The sequence below is a fragment of the Sorangium sp. So ce145 genome, assembly GCF_051525985.1.
GTDB classification, from domain to species: Bacteria; Myxococcota_A; Polyangia; order Polyangiales; family Polyangiaceae; genus Sorangium; species Sorangium cellulosum_B.
The window spans coordinates 7,209,261-7,225,518 of record NZ_CP150315.1 but is presented as its reverse complement, the minus strand read 5'-3'; the positions used below and the strand labels follow the sequence as shown (position 1 = coordinate 7,225,518).

Genomic DNA, 16,258 nt, shown 5'->3' with positions numbered 1-16,258 from the left:
GAATGTGCTCTGACTTCGCAGGTCGCCGATCGCAGGGCGGCCCATCGCGGGCGGATTCCGCGGATGACGTCCGGCGCGCCCCCACGCGACCTCTCTGCTGACGAAGCGCTCGGGCGTGGTGATTCCGCGCGTCGCCGGCCGTCGTGATCGGCGAGGCGCGCGCCGGCGGACCGCCCTGCGCGTCGACTCTTTGGCTCAGGCGCGGGACATGCACCCTCGCGCTCCGATTCGCACGGATGCATGAACCAGGAGGAGCGTCGATGGAGAAGCGTGTTCCGCAAGGGAAACTTGGACGCAGGCAATTCGCCGGCGGCGCGATGGCCACCGCGGGTGCCTCGCTGCTCGCAACACCGAGCCTCGCGCTGCCCGACAAGAGCTACGCGGCCTGCGAGTCGATCGGGCCCCTCGCCCTCCCGGCAGGGTCCGCCTATACGCCCGGCATCTCGGTCGACCGGCGCTCGAGGAAGCCGGTCTTCCTGCCCGCCCCGGGCGCCGGCTATGCAGCGCACGCCGTCTCGGAGGTCCTCTTCTGGACGGACCAGCTGATGGAACATGCGTTCTTCATCTCGCTGCTCATGCCGGGCGATCACCTCCGCGGGCCCCGGGACGAGGCGCGGCAGTACCAGAACCTCTTCGCCAGGCACTTCCTCGCGGCGCGCGACCGGGGGTATGGCGATTACGGGATCTCCTCGCTCCTCACCTCGACGCGGTCGAGCGTCCACCGCTTCATCGAGTACAAGCGCCGCATGCAGCGCGCGCAGGAGAGCGGCTCGCTCCGGAGCCTCGTCTGGCCGCTCTTCTTCGACCACCTCGCGCGGGAGGCCGAGCGCTTCGTCGCCCGGCTCGATCGGCTCGCGTACGGCGACATCGCGCTCCAGAGCGACGAGGTCTCGGCGTTCTGGACGACGATCATGGCGGATCACCTCGAGTTCATCGCCCACCTGCTCGACCCGCAGGAGCGCGCGCTCATCGACCAGGCGACCGCGCGCGCCGGGCAGCTGTACCAGGCGCACGCGTTCCGCGTCGACAGCGGGCAGCTCGCGACGATGGCCGACGAGGTCATCGATTTCAAGTCGGCCGCGGAGCAGGGCATCGAGACGGGGCAGATCAAGAGCATCATCGATCCCGCGCTCGCCGATCACGTGCTCCGCGAGGCGGTGAGGTTCTCGGACGAGATCAGGCGCGCCCAGTGACGCTGTGGGCACCGCGCGCCGCGCGCGAGCCTGGCCCCTCCTCCTGCTCGCCGCGCGACGCCTGTACAGCGGCCGTGCGCCGGGATTATCCTGGTCGCGGGTCGAGCGGAGCGCTCCGCCGAGCCCGCGGCGCAGAGGCCGTGTCGGAGGGATGCCATGGATCTGACGGTGGTCGACGAGGGGGGTGTGCAGTTCGTGGAAGGGCCGCCGGACCACGGGCTCATGTCGAGCGTTCGCGATGTCGACCGCGTGATCGAGGCCTGTTTCTCGGACGGCGTGCTGTGTGCGCTCCTCTATCCGGCGAACCTGACGGCGGCCTTCTTCGACCTCAGCTCGGGGGAGGCCGGGGAGATCCTGCAGAAGCTAAGAAACTACCGGATCCGGCTCGCGGTGGTGTGCCCTCCGGGGGCGGCTGATTTCAGCAGCCGGTTCGGGGAGGTGGTGGCCGAGGAGCGCGGCGGCCAGCATTTCTGCGTGTTCGAGACGCGCAACGCCGCCGTCGAGTGGCTCCGCGGGGCGTAGCCGTGGCGGTCTGGCCGACAGCGCCTCTTGCGCCGTCGCCGCCTCCGGCGCAGGCAGACCTCGAGCTCGCTCACCACGCGGGATCACCTGGAGACGGGGAGAAAAATCCAACCAATCTCCCCGTCTCCCCGCCTCCCTGTTCAGTTCCTCTCGCAAGCTGAACGATCGTGGCCGGCGCTCGCCATCGCGCCGGCCGCCCGTCACCGGCGCGCTCCCCTCAGCGAGGAGGCGGGGTGCAGGTGAAGCACCCGCCGCACTCGTAGTGCTGCGTCGTGATGCCCCACGCGATCCGGTTGTTGCAGCAATCGCGGCCGTACTGGCCGACGACGGTGGTGTAGCTCTCGTCGCTGTAATAGGTGCAGTTCCCTCCCGGCGCCGCCTCGCTCGAGGGGACCAACAGGGCAGTGGTGCCCAACATCGCTGCGCCTGCCGTCAGGGCAGCGAAGAAGTAACGAACGCGTGCAGCAGGGCTGAGACGACGCATGGGCGCTCCTCTTGCAATGGGGGGCCTGTTTGGGCCTCCGAAGCTATGTGAGGCAGCTTAGACCGCTTGCTCGGCTCGAGCAAGCGCTCCGGCCGGAGTGGCCTTTGCGGAGCTCTGCAAAGTTTCATTCAGCGTGGGAGGTGGCGAGCTCGTGAGCGCGGTTCACGAAGGCAAAAGAGGCATCCTGCCCTGTGGCCGGTGGAGTGATCGCGGTGTCAAGGAAATTCAGTCGCCCCGACGGGGCTAGGCCGGCGTATCGACGCGGTACGCATCGAGCGGGTCGTCATGTTCCTCTGGTGGGGTCGGGAGCTCATCCAGGTTTACAACGACGCCTACCGCCCGATCCTCGGATCGTCGAAGCCTGCGCCGGGACATGGATCGGCTTGCCGGGCATCGATGGCCACGAGGTCGCCCGCCGGGCGCGGGCCGCGCCCGCTCGCCGCCGGCCGGTCGGCTCATCGCTGCTGGAGCTGCGCGACCAGCGCTTCGAGGCGGTCGTAGCTGATGCCCGCGCCCTTGGGCATCCCGGACGCGAGGACCATGTCGCGCACCTCCGTCGACGGATAACGCACGGTGGCCGTGAGCCGCGTCTTTGTGCCCTCTTCCGTGTAGGTCGCCGTCACCACCGAGACGGTGTCCGGGAACTGCTCGAAGATCTCGGTGAACACGAGCCGGCTCGGCGGCGTGATCTCCTGGTTCTCGCCGTGGAAGGCGGCCTCGCCGCCCGGGTGGCGGTTCACGAAGCGCCACTTGCCGCCCGGCCGGAGGTCCATCTCGCAGACGGGCACCGAGTAGCCCTCGCCGAGACAGCCCCACCACCGCTTGATGTGCTCGGGCCTCGTCATCGCCTCGAACACGAGGTGCCTCGGCGCGTCGAACAGGCGCGTCATGCGGACCTCGTCCGCCGACGGCGTCGTGACCTGGAAGCTATCGCTGTTCGCTGTTTGGCTCTCGACCATGGCTCTCCTCCTTCTCCTTCGTCGAGGCGCCGGCTACGACTGGATCGCCTCGGGGGCCATCCAGACGACCTCCCAGTGGTGACCATCGATGTCGTAGAAGCTCCAGCCGTACATGAAGCCGTGATCCTGCGGATCCATGGCGTGCGACCCGCCCGCCGCGATCGCCTTCTTCACGATCTCGTCGACCTCGGCCCGGCTGCTGCACGAGAGCGCGAACATCCCCTCCGTGTGCGTGCGCGTGTTGCAGATCTCCCTCTTCGTGAAGCCCTTGAAGAACGGCTCCGTGAGGAGCATCACGAAGGCTTCCTGGCTGACGATCATGCAGGCGGCGTTGTTGTCCGTGAACTGTGGGTTGAACTCGAAGCCGAGCTTCGCGAAGAACTCCATCGACCGCTTCAGGTCGCTGACGGCCAGGTTGACGAAGATCTTGCGCGCGCTGTTCGTTGTCATGGTCCTCTTCTCCTGTTCGAGCATGGACGCCGGGTGATGCCGGCCACGATCGCGGCCGTGAGGGCCGTCGTGCCGGAGTTCACCCCCATAGACCCCCGCCTGCGCAGGGACTCATCGGTCGACCGGAAAAAAAGATCGCCGCCCCGATCCGGCCGGGCGCGAGGGCTACGCGGGGAGCTCGAGCGGCAGGCCGAACCGCGGGAAGATCGTCTCGGTGTCGAGGAAGGACGTCATGCTGGCGATCCGGTCCCCCGCGAGATCGAGCACGATGAGCGCCCAGGCCCGGTGGCCGCCCTCCGGCGCCGGGCGGTACTGGGCGAACGCCGGCGAGCCGCAGGCGGCCGTCGGCACGAGCCGCGACCCGCGGCAGCCCGCGCCCCGGCCCAGCAGCCACGCGCGGATGGCGTCGGGGCCGCGGAGCCAGAGGGTGAAAGGCGGCATCGACAGGGTCGCGTCCTCGTGCAGCAGCGCCGCGAGCCGGTCCACGTCGTACTGCTCGAAGGCGGTGACGTAGCGGTCGAGCAAGGTGGACTGCGGCTCCGGCAGCGTGGCGCGCACGTCGTCGAGATCGCGGCTCGCGAGCGTCGCCCGCGCGCGCTGGAGCGCGCTGTTGATCGCGGCGACCGAGGTGCTGAGGCTGTCGGCGACCTCCGCGGCGGACCACCCGAGCACCTCGGTGAGCAGGAGCGCGGCGCGCTGCTTCGGCGGCAGGTGCTGGAGCGCCGCGACGAACGCGAGGCGGATGCTCTGGCGGAGCACCACCCGCTCCGCGGCGTCGATGTCCGCCGGGAGGGCGTGCGCGTCGGGGACGGGCTCCAGCCAGTGCGTGCGCGGGCGCGTCTGGAGCTCGTCGTCCACGGTGCCGACAGGGCCTTCCTCGAGCGGGCGCGCCCGGCGCGCGCGATCGGCCCGCGCGTCGAGGCAGACGTTCGTCGCGATGCGGTACAGCCAGGTGCGCAGCGATGACCGCCCGTCGAACTTGTCGAGGCTCCGCCAGGCGCGCACCATGGTCTCCTGGACGGCGTCGTCGGCGTCGACCACGGAGCCGAGCATCCTGTAGCAGTGCCCGGTGAGCGCCGCGCGGTGTTCCTCGAGCTGGTCCACGCTCCCTGACATCGCGGCGACGGTACCATCGGTTTTCGCGCGGATCCACGGTCACGCGCCCTCGCCGCGCGGCCGGCGCGGCGAGGGCAGGGCGCTCGTCTCGACTCGGGCACTTTTGTCGGCCTGGTCGGCCCGCGGCCGCGCCCGACCGGCGGCACACCCGGGACGGCGCGCCGAGCGTCGCGCGGTCACGTCGACGTCGCCCGGTCATGGCGCCACGGCCAATCGGCTAGGATGGGCGGCGGTCAGGGCGGCGCTGGGGCGCCGCGAGGACTCCGTTCAGTTGGTTGAGTTAACAGTTGGTTGGCAAACCTGAACCCGGATATGGACGACCAGGAACTGCAGCGCAGAGTCGGCACGGTGTTGTGCGGGAAGTGGACGATCGAGCGGCTTTTGGGCTCGGGCGGCATGGCCGCGGTCTACGTCGGCGCGCACAGGATCGGGCGGCGAGATGCCATCAAGATCCTCCACCCCGAGATCGCGCGCATGCCCGAGCTGCGCGCGCGGTTCGATCAGGAAGCGCAAGCCGTCAATCGATTCGTTCATCCCGGCGCGGTGGAAATACGCGATATCGACACGACAGCGGACGGCTGCCCGTTCCTCGTCATGGAGCTGCTCGATGGTGAGTCGCTCGCCTCGTACGCCAGGCGCCTGGGCAGGATGGACATGGCCGAGCTGCTGGCCATGGTGGACGGGCTGCTGGACGTGCTCGCGGCTGCCCACGCGCACGGCATCATCCACCGCGACATCAAGCCAGACAACCTGTTCCGCCTCCGCGACGGGCGCCTGAAAGTGCTCGACTTCGGCGTCGCCCGTGTCAGGCAGGCCGCGGCCGACTACGTTCGGACGCGCACTGGAACGACGCTCGGCACGGTCGCCTACATGCCACCGGAGCAAGTCAGAGGCGACGAGATCGATGCGCGTGCCGACCTGTTCGCGGTCGGAGCGACGATGTTTCGTCTGATCACGAAGCGGCGCATCCATGACGCGAGCTCTGACACCGATCTGGTCGTCAAGATGGCCACGCTGCCCGCGCCGCCGCTCGCGAGCGTCGCTCCGGAGACCCCGCAGTGGGTGTGTGCCGTCGTCGATCGCGCGCTCGCGTTCGATCGAGGCGAGCGCTACCCGAGCGCGACGGTCATGCAGCAGGACGTGCGCGCGGTCCTGGCCGGTCAGCCGCCCGCTTTTGCTCTGCGGTTCGGCGCGGCCGGGCTCCCCGCCCCCGCGGCGGATCCGCTCAGCACCGCCACGACGGTGTGGATGCCCCAGGGGCTCGCCCCTTCCTCGGCCGTCTCGGTGCGCGCCTCGGGCGCCGGTGGCCTGCATCCCGCCCCGCCGCCGGCGGGCGGCATGGGGAGCGTCATCCGCGATGTCTCCATCGCCGGCGCCCCGAATACGTCGAGCGCGCAGGGCTCCCCGGGCGGCGGATCGGCCGTCGCTCCGGCTCGTGCCCCCTCACCGGCGGCATCGGCGTTCACCCAGGCGACGCAGTGGAGGGCGACCACGGCACGTGGACGGCGGCTGCGATGGGCCGTGCTGGCGTTCCCGCTGCTCGCCGCAGGCGTGCTCGCCGCCGTGGTTCTCCGTGCGGTGAACGCCGAGCCCGACGCGAGATCGCCGGGGGCGACCGGCGCGCAGCGACCGGCGGCCTCACCGCCCGCCAAGGTCCCCGGCGGCCCGGCGGCCGATCGCCTGCTGGCGAAGGCTCCGGATCCCGGCCCCGAGAAGAAGGGCGAGACGAGAGCTCACCTCCCTGGCTCATCGAGCCGCGGCCCCGAGGAAGGGCGCGGCGCGTCGCAGCGGACGAGCTGTATGCTGACAAACGACTGCGATCACGTGTGCGATGAACCGTGCCAGATTGCCTGTCAGGACGGGACCGTCTGCGACATCGGGGCGCGCCGAGACGCGCTGGTCAACTGCGTCGGATCGGGGATGCACAAGATCTGGTGCGAAGGCGATTGCTCGGTCAATTGCATGACGAGCGCTCCATGCCTGGTGTACTGCACGCCTGGCTCCGATTGCGTCATCGGCACGTGTCTCGGGCAGATAGAAGCCTGTCCTGGCAACGTCATCGCGTGCGGGGCCCCATGCCCCGACTGATTTGAGTCTCTGTCAGCTGAGCAGGATGGCGATCAGGAGCACGACGCTGAGCAAGAGCGATACGACGATGGACGCAATGAGCCACGGCCGCATCGCCGGCGAGGTCCACCTGGACGCGAGCGATGTCGCGCTCGCCTGGCGCCCCGGAGCACCGGGGTGCATCGCAACGGTCGGCTCGATCTGCCTCGGCGCGCCCTCCATCGCCGCAATGGCCCCGTCGATGGCCGCGATCACATTCGTAGCTGCTTGCCGAGGTGCACCTGCTCGCCGCGGGCCGCGCCGCAGTCTCGATTTCTTCCACCAGCGCCGAGCTTGTGAGCTCGACGACGGATGCGTCGCGTTGTTTCCCGAGCATCGGCACCGTGACGTCGTCGATGCTCGAGCGCCCCTTGGGCGGGATTGTCCCTGGCATGCCGAGGACTATACACGCACTCGAGGGCGGGCGATCGAAGAGTCGGGCGGCGGCGTGCTCTTCGGCATGCCGGCACGGTACAAGACGAGGCCGCCGCTCCTCACAGAGCTATTGCCATTGAAGCTCGCGGGGGTGGTAGGCTTTGAGGCCGTCAATCGGAATGGGCCCATCGGGGGTGCCGCTGCACACTTTGACGCCCTCGTCATCCGTGCGTACTGGATAGGCGTGTCTCAATTTCGACGTGACGCAAAATGGATATTTCCCGTCTTTGATGAGGAGGCGATACTTGCCATTGGGGGCGGGCCGGGGCGTCGATGGGGGCCCAGCGGTCGAGGATGGCGAGGATGGCGTGGGTGGCGTGCTGGTATTGGAAGATGTCGCCATCGTGGGAGAGCTGCGGCTCGCCTTGTCCTCTTGCGATGCCTCATCGTTCGCGCTCTCACGAGCGTCTTCGGCAGGGGCTCGCGAACGAACAACGAGGAAGACAGCGGCGAGGCAAACGGCGACAGCAAACGAGCCAATCACTGCGATTATCAAGAATGGCGAGTTCGAGCTCGCTCGTGGGCTGGTTGCAGCAGATTGATGCGGCACGGATGCGGCCATCGGTGCCTGCATCGCTCGGCCGGGAGCAGGAGCAACCATCGTCGGGCCATCGACGCTGATTGGAGACGACACGTCGGCTCGGATCGACACTGGGGCTGGCGCGTGAGGGGTAGCATTGGCGCCCAGAACTCGCTCGATGTCTTCGCGCATGGCGTGGGCCGTCGGATAGCGGCGCGATGGATCGAAGGCGAGCGCGCGATCGACGATGGCGCAGACCTCTGGGCTGACAGAGGGGGCAACGGTGCGCAGGGCCGGCGCAGGCTGCGTCGCCATTTTGATGAGGAGCTCGCTCTCCGTGGAGCCCTCGTGCACATGGCGTTTTGTCAGGATTCGAAACATCGTCGCGCCGACCGCGAAGACGTCGGCCCGCCCATCGATCTGGCCACCAGTGATCTGTTCGGGCGACATGTAAGGTGTAGTCCCGAGCACCGCGCCGGTGCGTGTATGAACATTGGAGCCGCCCTGTTTCATCCGAGCGATCCCGAAGTCGAGGACTTTGACGCCGCCTGAAGAGGTCAGAAACAGATTGTCAGGCTTGATGTCTCGATGGACGATGCCGAGCCCGTGCGCGACATCGAGCACTTCGAGCACGGTCGAGACAATGCGGAGCAGCTCGCGCTCCTCGACGCCGCCGGAGCCGCGGGCGCGCTTGCCGAGCGAATCACCGTCGAGCAACTCCATCACCAGGAACGGCGAGCCATCTTCGCTCGTATCGATGTCGAGGACATTGACGGCCGCGGGGTGGCCGAGCTGGTTCACCGCGAGCGCCTCTTGCTCGAACCTGGCTCGAAGCTCCTTCGAGACCGCGATCTCCGGATGGAGAATTTTGATCGCGCAGCGCCGGCCGATCCTGTGTGTCGCCTCGTAAACCGCAGCCATCCCGCCGACGCCGATCAGCGAATCGATGCGCCATTTGCCCCGGAGGACCGTCCCGATTCGCGCTGTACAGTGTGCTAGCTGGGGATCATCATTCATCGAGGTTCAGGCTCCAATGTATCCCGGATGCGAGGAGCTGAACAACCTGCTCGGGGTGGCCACTGCGCACGGGCGATCTCAGCAGAGCCCGCGGGCGCTGGCGAGCCGCAAGCGCCCGCGCCGGCCGCTTCCCGCGCCCCGCGGTTCGCGCGAGCATGGGGCCATGAGCATCGACCGCGCCGTGCTGGAGCAGCTCGATCGTGTCGGCGCCCGCCTCTCCGAGGGCAAGGCGCTCCGGCTGCTCGAGGACATCGCCTGGCCTCGCGAGGTCGAGGAGCGCTTCTTCGCCGCCGGCGAGGATCGCCTCCCCGAGGTCGAGCACCGCGTGGATCGCGACGGGCTCGCGCGGCGCGTCGCCGAGCTGCGCGAGCTGCTCGGATCGATCGACGGCGACGCGCCCGCGCTCGACTGGCTGCGGGACAACGTCCGCGCGCAGATCCAGGCCGCGGAGCTGCTCGAGGCCGCGGGGACCCGCGAGTTCGCCGAGCGCTCGCGGGCGCTCTACGGCGGCGCGCGCTCGCGGTTCTTCGGCGGCGAGGTCCGCAACATCGACCTCGCCGAGCACCTCACCGCGCGCCTGCGCGTCCACGGCTGGGACGAGGCCAGCGATCCCGACGAGGAGCCGCTCGACGCCGGCGCGCTCCGGGATCTGCTCGCCGCCCGCACCGCCGCGCGCACGCCGCCGCTCGACATCGAGATCGTGCTCGACCCGCGGATCACGGCCAAGGTGGTGGCGGGCATGAGCCGCGTCCGCGTCCGCCCGGAGGCCACGTTCGCGTCGTGGGAGGCCGAGGGGCTGTGGCACCACGAGGTGGAGACGCACGCGCTCACCGCGCACAACGGCGCGGCGCAGCCGCGGTGCGCGTTCCTGCGGTCGGGCGGCCCCCGCACCACGCGCACGCAGGAAGGGCTCGCCATCTTCGCGGAGCTGTACAGCCGCTCGCTCTCCATCGGCCGCCTCACCCGGCTCGCCGAGCGGGTGCGGCTCGTGGACATGGCCGAGCAGGGCGCGAGCTTCCTCGATCTCTACCGGTACCTGCGCGAGCGCGGCGCCGGGCGCCGCGACGCCTATTTCGACGCCCAGCGCGTCTGCCGCGGCGGGCTCGTCGAGGGCGGCGCGCCCTTCACGAAGGACGCCTGTTACCTGGCCGGCCTGCTCGAGGTCTATGCCTTCCTGGCCGCGGTCCTGCGCGGCGGCCTGCGCGACGAGGTCGAGCTGCTCGTCTGCGGCCGGATCGCGCTCGACGACATCGCCGTGCTGGCGGAGCTGCGCGCGGCCGGCGTGCTGGAGCGGCCGCGCTACCTGCCGGGCTGGCTGCGCGCCTGGCAGACGCTGCTGCCCTACTTCGCGTTCACCTCGTTCATGGATGGCATCGACCTCGGCCCGGTGGAGCGGCACTTCCAGGAGCTGCTCCGCGTGGCCGCCGAGGCGCGGCCGGTCGGGGACGGGGAGGGGAGCAAGCGCCGCGGCCGGCCGCGGGAGAGGTGAGCGCGCCGCGCTCGCGGGCGCAAACCGGACGAGCGGAACGCGGCGGATGTTCCCTGCGCCACGGTTGAGGTATGCCGCTCGCTGATGGGACGAGTCCATTCCCGTTTCGTGCATCCCTCCGCGCCCCCGGCGCGCGTGTCCTCCACTTCTTCCGCGGCCGCGGTGCGCCGCCGCCTCGTCGCGTGGGCGCTCGCCCTTGCCGGCGCGGTGCTCGCGTCGAGCGCGGCCGCGCAGGCGCCGGCGGAGGGCGCGGACCGCGCGCCGCCCCCGCAGCTCGCGCCCTCGGCGCCCCCTGCCGCACCGGCCGTGGAGGAGCTCCCGCCGCAGGCCATGTGGGAGGCGACGGTCGCTGCGTACGAGGCGAGGATCGAGGCGCTCAAGTACGAGGCGGACGCCGTCCACGATTTTGTCGAAGCCGAGGACGTGCGAGACGCCCGAGGGCGCCAGATCGAGCTGGAGCTCGAGGCGACGAAGAGAGAGCTCCGCAACTTCATGGAGCGAACGACCGAGCGGAACAGCACGGTCATGATGGTCTCGGGGATCGTCCTCGCGGGCCTCGGAGCAGCCGCCCTCGTGACCGGCGCCGTGCTGATCACCGCGAAACACGACGAGGCCGCCACGAAGCACCGTGACACGTACACGGTGGCCGTGGCGACGGCGGCCGGGGGCGCGGCCGCCGTTGGCGTCGGCCTGCCGCTCTACGTGATCGGCAAGAAGCGGGTGCTGCGGAATGGGCTCGAACTGCGCGGGCTGGCCGCTGCGCGCCTCCTCGTCGGCCCGGGCGCCGTCGCCCCATCGCCTGGAGCGGTTCCCCTCGGCGTGGGGCTGCGCATCGCGTTCTGAGCGGCGGCCCGGCGCCCAGCGCGCCCGCGCGAGCTCCTGCCGCTCGTGGAGCGGGGGAGAAGCAGACGTTTGATGAGGAGAGGAGCGCTCTGTGAGGACAGCGCTCCTCCATGGACACAGAACGTGCGTGGTGGGGGAATCCCCCCGCCCTGCCGGAATGACCGCCAAGACGCCAAAAGACGCCAAGAAAACGCAAAAATTGACGTCTTTGGGCGGTTCAAAAGACCCCATTCTCGGCCGAAGCACCCCACCGCCAGAAAGTGCTGGGCGATCTCTGGCTCGGGTGCTAGCGTTGCTGTCGACGCGTCGCCCGCGTCAATTATGCACACTTTTCTCTGATACCACCGCTCCGTCACGCGGCCCCGAGGGCTGAGCGCCTGTTGCCCAGGTAGGCACGGCGCCCCTCGGCTGCCGCGCGTGAGCAGCCACGACGGCCGCCCGTAGCCTTTTCGCGCGGGCGTGGGTCGTGTGCTCGTGGGGACGGAGCGTGGCCGAAATGCGAACGAGTCCGATGCGCTGGAGGTCGCTGACCTCGCGGGCGCAGCCCCTCGCTCGCTGGCCGCTCGCGCGAAGCACCGAGCCGGATGGTTCGTGGCGCGGCGGGCCGACTCGCCATCTCTCCTGACGGCGAGGCGCTGAGGCGCCTTGCCAGGGGGCGTGTGGTGAGGCGGACCGCCCTGCCCCGGCGATGCGTGGAGGTGCGTCCATCGCGCGAGAGCGCCAGTCGAGCGGCCCTTGGGCGGCGTCCGGAGCCAGCGTCCGTCGCGGCATCGGTGTGCCTGCAATCCGGGGTCGTACGATGAATGGAGGGTGTATGAGAGCTGGTTTTTCGAAGGGTTCGTTCAGCCTTGGTGCTCTTTCTGCCGTGGTGATGAGTGATCGAATGGAGGATTCCATGACCGAGCGACCCGCCCATCTCCCCGAGCGCGCATTGGAGCTCGGCTCGGCCAAGACGCCCGAGCGGCGCCCGCCGCAGACGGGGCAGGTCCCCGCGCCGAAGCCCGCGCACCGGGAGCCCCGCCCGCCGAGCAAGCTCCCGAACCAGGATCGCTCCCGGCCGGCGCTGAACATCCCGCAGCGCCGCCGCATGGGCGTGCAGCGGTAGATCCGCTGCCGCTCCGGCGCCGGAGCGCCGCGGACGGCGGCGGTCCGGCCGTGCGCGCCGGCGGCGTGGAGCCGGAAGGCCTAGACTTCCGCGACTCCACGCCGTCCGGCTGCGCCATGGCGGCTCCGATCGTGATTGGGCCAGGGCGAGGGCTGCGGTAAGACCTCGCCACCCGCGCGGCCCAGCAGCCTGTGGCCGCGCAGAGGCCCGATCATGATCCAAGCCGAACCGTTCGAAGCCCGCCTCGTCGCCGTCCGGCCTCTCAGCCCCTTCGTGCGAGAGCTCTCGTTCGAGCGCGCTGACGGCAAGGCGTTCCTGTTCGAGGCCGGGCAATGGGTCAACCTCGTCCTCCCGCTCCCGGGCGGTGAGGTGAAGCGCGCCTACTCGATCGCCTCTGCCCCCGACGGCTCGCCTCGCTTCGATCTGGCGGTCACCCGCGTGGAGGGCGGGGCCGGCTCGGAGTACCTGCACCGGCTGGAGCCCGGCGCGACGCTCCGCGCCGTCGGCCCGCACGGGCTCTTCACGCGCGATCCCGGGAGCCCTGCGCCCTCGCTGTTCGTCGCCACCGGCACCGGCGTCACGCCGCTCCGGAGCATGCTGCGCGCGTCGCTGCGCGCCGGGGCGGCCGCGCACCTGTGGATCCTGTTCGGCGCGCGCTTCGAGGAGGACATCATCTACCGCGACGAGCTCGAGGCGCTCGCGCGCGGTTCGGACCGGATCCGCTACGAGATCACGCTCTCGCGCGGCGGCCCGTCCTGGTCGGGCCGCCGCGGCTACGTGCAGGCGCACGTGCCCGAGCTCTACCGGGAGCTGGCCGGGGCGAGCGGGGATCCGGCCCCGCACGTCTTCATCTGCGGCCTCGATCGGATGGTCTCGCTCGTGCGCGAGCTCGCCCGCGGCGAGCTCGGCGTCCCCCGCAAGCACGTCCACGTCGAGCGCTACGACTGAGCCACCGTCCCGGCGGCCACGTCCATGTGGAGCGCCGCGACGGAGCCGCCGGCCTCTCCAGGACGGAGCCGCCGATCTCGAGCGGACGCGAGCGCCGATCGCCCTCCGGTGACGCGGCGCGCCTTGAGCGTTACCCTGGGTACGACGTAGGATGCGCGCCCCCGCGGGCGGTACCTGCGGGGTCAGTTCTGCAGGTGATCACGTGACGACCAAGAAGACGTTCCGCACCATCGATCCAGCGACGCTCCCGAAGCATTTCGACTCGCCCGTCGCCGAGCAGCGCCTGGCCGACGCGTGGGAGGCCGACGGGACGTACCGTTACGACCCCTCGCGCCCCCGCGAGGAGACCTTCGTGGTCGACACGCCTCCGCCGACCGCCTCGGGCTCGCTGCACATCGGCCACGTCTTCAGCTACACGCACACGGACGTCATCGTCCGGCAGCGCCGGATGCTCGGCTTCAACATCTTCTACCCCATGGGCTGGGACGACAACGGCCTGCCCACCGAGCGGCGCGTGCAGAACTATTTCCACGTCCGCACGGACGTGCGCACGCCGTACGAGCGCGGCCTCTCGCTGCCGCAGGCGGCTCCGGAGGCGCTCAAGAAGGAGCAGCCGCGCATCGTGTCGCGGCCGAACTTCATCGAGCTCTGCCACAAGGTCACGCGCGAGGACGAGCAGGTCTTCAAGGCGCTCTTCCGCCGGGTGGGCCTCTCGGTCGACTGGCAGTACGAGTATGCCACCATCGATGATCACTGCCGCAGGACGGCGCAGCTGTCGTTCCTGGATCTGCACGAGAAGGGCCACCTCTACTCGGTCTTCGCGCCCACGATGTGGGACGTCGATTTCCAGACTGCGGTCGCCCAGGCGGAGGTCGAGGATCGCCCGCAGTCCGGCGCGTTCCACGACATCGCGTTCGCCGTGGAGGGCACGGGCGAGCAGCTCGTCATCGCCACGACGCGCCCGGAGCTGCTGGCGGCGTGCGTGGGCGTGACGGCGCACCCCGAGGATCCGCGGTATCAGCACCTCTTCGGCAAGACGGCGCTCACGCCGATCTTCCGCGCGCCGGTGCCCATCTTCCCGAGCACGCTCGTGGATCGCGAGAAGGGCACGGGCATCCTGATGGTCTGCACCTTCGGCGACGCGACGGACGTGATCTGGTGGCGGGAGCAGAAGCTCCCGCTCCGGCAGATGCTCGGCAAGAACGGCCGACTCCTCCCGGTGACGTTCGGGGAGGGCGACTTTCAGAGCCGCGATCCGGCCGCCGCGAACGCCGCGTATGCCCCGCTCCAGGGCAAGGGGGTGAAGCAGGCGCGCGCGGCCGTCGTCGAGCTCCTCCGCCGCGAGGAGCACGCGGCGGCGCCCGGCGCAGGCCCGGCGCTGCGGGGCGAGCCGAAGCCGATCGAGCGGGCGGTGAAGTTCTTCGAGAAGGGCGATCAGCCGCTCGAGTTCGTGCCCACGCGGCAGTGGTTCGTCCGGCTCGCCGACAAGAAGGAAAAGCTCCTCGAGTTCGGCGACAAGATCGCGTGGCACCCGGATTTCATGCGCCTCAGGTACCGCAACTGGACCGAGGGCCTCCAGGGCGACTGGTGCATCAGCCGCCAGCGGTATTTCGGCGTGCAGTTCCCGGTCTGGTACCCGCTCGACGCCGAGGGCAACCCGGATCACGGTAGGCCGCTGCTCGCGACGCGCGAGATGCTCCCGGTCGATCCGACGGTCGACGTGCCGCCCGGGTACGACGCGTCTCAGCGGGACAAGCCGGGCGGCTTCACGGCGGAGTCCGACGTGTTCGACACGTGGTTCACGAGCTCGCTCACGCCGCAGATCAGCTCGCACTGGGGGCTCGACGCGGGGCGCCACGCGCGGCTGTTCCCGGCCGACCTGCGCCCGCAGGCGCACGACATCATCCGGACGTGGGCGTTCTACACGATCGCGAAGGCGATGCTGCACGAGGCGTCGGTGCCGTGGCATCACATCGCGATCTCGGGGTGGATCCTCGACCCCGATCGCAAGAAGATGTCGAAGAGCAAGGGCAATGTCGTGACGCCGATGCACCTGCTCGACAACTACTCGTCGGACGCGGTCCGCTACTGGTCGGCGAGCGCGCGGCTCGGCACGGACACGGCGTTTGACGAGAAGGTGCTGAAGATCGGCAAGCGCCTCGTCACGAAGATCTGGAATGCGGGCAAGTACGTGCTCAGTCAGTCGGCGGAGGTCCATCCGATCTCCGAGGAGCTGGATCGGGCGTTCTTGCACAAGCTGTCGGCGGTGGTGGCGGACGCGACGCGCTCGTTCGAGGCGCAGGAGTTCGCGGCGGCGCTCGAGCGGACGGAGGATTTCTTCTGGCGCTGGTTCACCGACGCGTACCTGGAGCTGGCCAAGGCGCGGGCGCGCGGCGAGGGCGGCGCTGGCGAGGCGGCGCGGGGCTCGGCGGTGGCTGCGCTGCGGCTCGGGCTCTCGGTGCTGCTGCGGCTGTTCGCGCCGGTGCTCCCGTACATCACCGACGAGGTCTGGGCCTGGGTGTACGCGGAGGAGACGGGGCAGCGGTCGATCCACCGGGCGAAGTGGCCCGCGGCGGGGGATTTCGCGGAGGTCGCGGCGCCGGCGGACGCGGGGCTCCTGGAGCTGGCGGCCGCGGCGATGGCGGCGGTCAACAAGCGGAAGAGCGAGCTCGGCGCGAGCGTGGGGCGCGTGGTGACGGATCTGGCGCTGGGGGCGAACGCGGCGACGCTGGCGCGGCTGAAGCCGGCGCTGGGGGACGTGCTCGCGGCGGTGCGGGCAGGGGGGGCGCACGAGCTCGTGGAGCGGGCGGAGCTCGCGGATGGTGAAGTCCAGGTGGTGCGCTGCGAGCTGGAGGTGACGGCTGCGGCGGCGGCCGGGGCAGGGGAGGCTGCGGCGGCCACGGAGTAGGGGCGCTGGTTCGAAGTCGCCCGGCCCTTGCGGAGGGAGCACGCCGCGCGGCGCGCGCACGGGCTGAACTCGCCTGAGACGTCCTGTGCCCGTCGCGCTGCGCGCGCCGGACACAGGACGTTCAATGGGCTCAGACAACAGCCCGTGCGCACACCGCGCGGCG

Annotated in this window: 14 protein-coding genes; 8 read left to right on the top strand and 6 right to left on the bottom strand. The window is 70.2% G+C overall.

Translation table 11 applies throughout. The features are described 5' to 3' along the window. Positions 1 to 260 precede the first annotated feature (260 nt). Positions 261 to 1,193, top strand: coding sequence for a DUF2935 domain-containing protein (locus tag WMF34_RS26560; RefSeq protein ID WP_437989525.1), 933 nt, complete (start codon positions 261 to 263; stop codon positions 1,191 to 1,193). Positions 1,194 to 1,349: 156 nt separating this feature from the next. Then, positions 1,350 to 1,715, top strand: coding sequence for a DUF4180 domain-containing protein (locus WMF34_RS26555; RefSeq protein ID WP_437989524.1), 366 nt, complete (start codon positions 1,350 to 1,352; stop codon positions 1,713 to 1,715). Between the two features lie 217 nt (positions 1,716 to 1,932). Here WMF34_RS26555 and WMF34_RS26550 read toward each other — a convergent pair whose 3' ends face one another. The 4 genes from WMF34_RS26550 to WMF34_RS26535 all read right to left on the bottom strand — a co-directional run bounded on the left by WMF34_RS26550 (position 1,933) and on the right by WMF34_RS26535 (position 4,724). Beyond that, positions 1,933 to 2,133, bottom strand: coding sequence for a DUF6289 family protein (locus tag WMF34_RS26550; RefSeq protein WP_231864254.1), 201 nt, complete (start codon positions 2,131 to 2,133; stop codon positions 1,933 to 1,935). Positions 2,134 to 2,654: 521 nt separating this feature from the next. After that, the gene (locus WMF34_RS26545; protein ID WP_012237774.1) at positions 2,655 to 3,158 is read right to left on the bottom strand and encodes an SRPBCC family protein; all 504 of its coding nucleotides are present in this window, start codon (positions 3,156 to 3,158) and stop codon (positions 2,655 to 2,657) included. A 33-nt stretch (positions 3,159 to 3,191) separates the two neighbouring features. Then, positions 3,192 to 3,608, bottom strand: coding sequence for a VOC family protein (locus tag WMF34_RS26540; RefSeq protein WP_012237773.1), 417 nt, complete (start codon positions 3,606 to 3,608; stop codon positions 3,192 to 3,194). Positions 3,609 to 3,773: 165 nt separating this feature from the next. Then, on the bottom strand, positions 3,774 to 4,724 hold the full coding sequence (locus WMF34_RS26535) for a sigma-70 family RNA polymerase sigma factor (protein ID WP_437989523.1): 951 nt from the start codon (positions 4,722 to 4,724) through the stop codon (positions 3,774 to 3,776). 312 nt (positions 4,725 to 5,036) lie between these two features. Here WMF34_RS26535 and WMF34_RS26530 point away from each other — a divergent pair, with 312 nt between their 5' ends. Then, positions 5,037 to 6,812 (top strand): serine/threonine protein kinase, encoded by a 1,776-nt coding sequence (locus tag WMF34_RS26530; protein WP_437989522.1) that lies wholly within the window; start codon positions 5,037 to 5,039, stop codon positions 6,810 to 6,812. Positions 6,813 to 6,824: 12 nt separating this feature from the next. Here WMF34_RS26530 and WMF34_RS26525 read toward each other — a convergent pair whose 3' ends face one another. Continuing rightward, on the bottom strand, positions 6,825 to 7,046 hold the full coding sequence (locus WMF34_RS26525) for a hypothetical protein (protein WP_437989521.1): 222 nt from the start codon (positions 7,044 to 7,046) through the stop codon (positions 6,825 to 6,827). Positions 7,047 to 7,332: 286 nt separating this feature from the next. Next, a complete protein-coding gene (locus WMF34_RS26520; protein WP_437989520.1) occupies positions 7,333 to 8,802 on the bottom strand; it encodes a serine/threonine protein kinase in 1,470 nt (489 codons plus the stop codon). Positions 8,803 to 8,965: 163 nt separating this feature from the next. On the opposite strand from WMF34_RS26520, the gene WMF34_RS26515 reads away from it, so the two are divergent. The 5 genes from WMF34_RS26515 (at position 8,966) to valS (ending at position 16,095) form a co-directional block, all read left to right on the top strand. After that, positions 8,966 to 10,291, top strand: coding sequence for a flavohemoglobin expression-modulating QEGLA motif protein (locus tag WMF34_RS26515; protein ID WP_437989519.1), 1,326 nt, complete (start codon positions 8,966 to 8,968; stop codon positions 10,289 to 10,291). A 135-nt stretch (positions 10,292 to 10,426) separates the two neighbouring features. After that, on the top strand, positions 10,427 to 11,134 hold the full coding sequence (locus tag WMF34_RS26510; RefSeq protein WP_437989518.1) for a hypothetical protein: 708 nt from the start codon (positions 10,427 to 10,429) through the stop codon (positions 11,132 to 11,134). A gap of 895 nt (positions 11,135 to 12,029) precedes the next feature. Then, the gene (locus WMF34_RS26505; protein WP_157906915.1) at positions 12,030 to 12,239 is read left to right on the top strand and encodes a hypothetical protein; all 210 of its coding nucleotides are present in this window, start codon (positions 12,030 to 12,032) and stop codon (positions 12,237 to 12,239) included. Between the two features lie 213 nt (positions 12,240 to 12,452). Next, positions 12,453 to 13,187, top strand: coding sequence for a ferredoxin--NADP reductase (locus tag WMF34_RS26500; RefSeq protein WP_012237766.1), 735 nt, complete (start codon positions 12,453 to 12,455; stop codon positions 13,185 to 13,187). A 202-nt stretch (positions 13,188 to 13,389) separates the two neighbouring features. After that, positions 13,390 to 16,095, top strand: coding sequence for a valine--tRNA ligase (gene valS, locus WMF34_RS26495; RefSeq protein ID WP_437989517.1), 2,706 nt, complete (start codon positions 13,390 to 13,392; stop codon positions 16,093 to 16,095). Positions 16,096 to 16,258: the final 163 nt, after the last annotated feature.

Bases quoted from the DNA above. Each gene is read 5' to 3' on its own strand.
- WMF34_RS26560 (WP_437989525.1), top strand. From the start codon at position 261: ATGGAGAAGCGTGTTCCGCAAGGGAAACTTGGACGCAGGCAATTCGCC.
- WMF34_RS26530 (WP_437989522.1), top strand. From the start codon at position 5,037: ATGGACGACCAGGAACTGCAGCGCAGAGTCGGCACGGTGTTGTGCGGG.
- WMF34_RS26505 (WP_157906915.1), top strand. From the start codon at position 12,030: ATGACCGAGCGACCCGCCCATCTCCCCGAGCGCGCATTGGAGCTCGGC.
- WMF34_RS26555 (WP_437989524.1), top strand. From the start codon at position 1,350: ATGGATCTGACGGTGGTCGACGAGGGGGGTGTGCAGTTCGTGGAAGGG.
- WMF34_RS26540 (WP_012237773.1), bottom strand. From the start codon at position 3,608: ATGACAACGAACAGCGCGCGCAAGATCTTCGTCAACCTGGCCGTCAGC.
- WMF34_RS26520 (WP_437989520.1), bottom strand. From the start codon at position 8,802: ATGAATGATGATCCCCAGCTAGCACACTGTACAGCGCGAATCGGGACG.
- WMF34_RS26500 (WP_012237766.1), top strand. From the start codon at position 12,453: ATGATCCAAGCCGAACCGTTCGAAGCCCGCCTCGTCGCCGTCCGGCCT.
- WMF34_RS26545 (WP_012237774.1), bottom strand. From the start codon at position 3,158: ATGGTCGAGAGCCAAACAGCGAACAGCGATAGCTTCCAGGTCACGACG.
- WMF34_RS26535 (WP_437989523.1), bottom strand. From the start codon at position 4,724: ATGTCAGGGAGCGTGGACCAGCTCGAGGAACACCGCGCGGCGCTCACC.
- WMF34_RS26550 (WP_231864254.1), bottom strand. From the start codon at position 2,133: ATGTTGGGCACCACTGCCCTGTTGGTCCCCTCGAGCGAGGCGGCGCCG.
- WMF34_RS26515 (WP_437989519.1), top strand. From the start codon at position 8,966: ATGAGCATCGACCGCGCCGTGCTGGAGCAGCTCGATCGTGTCGGCGCC.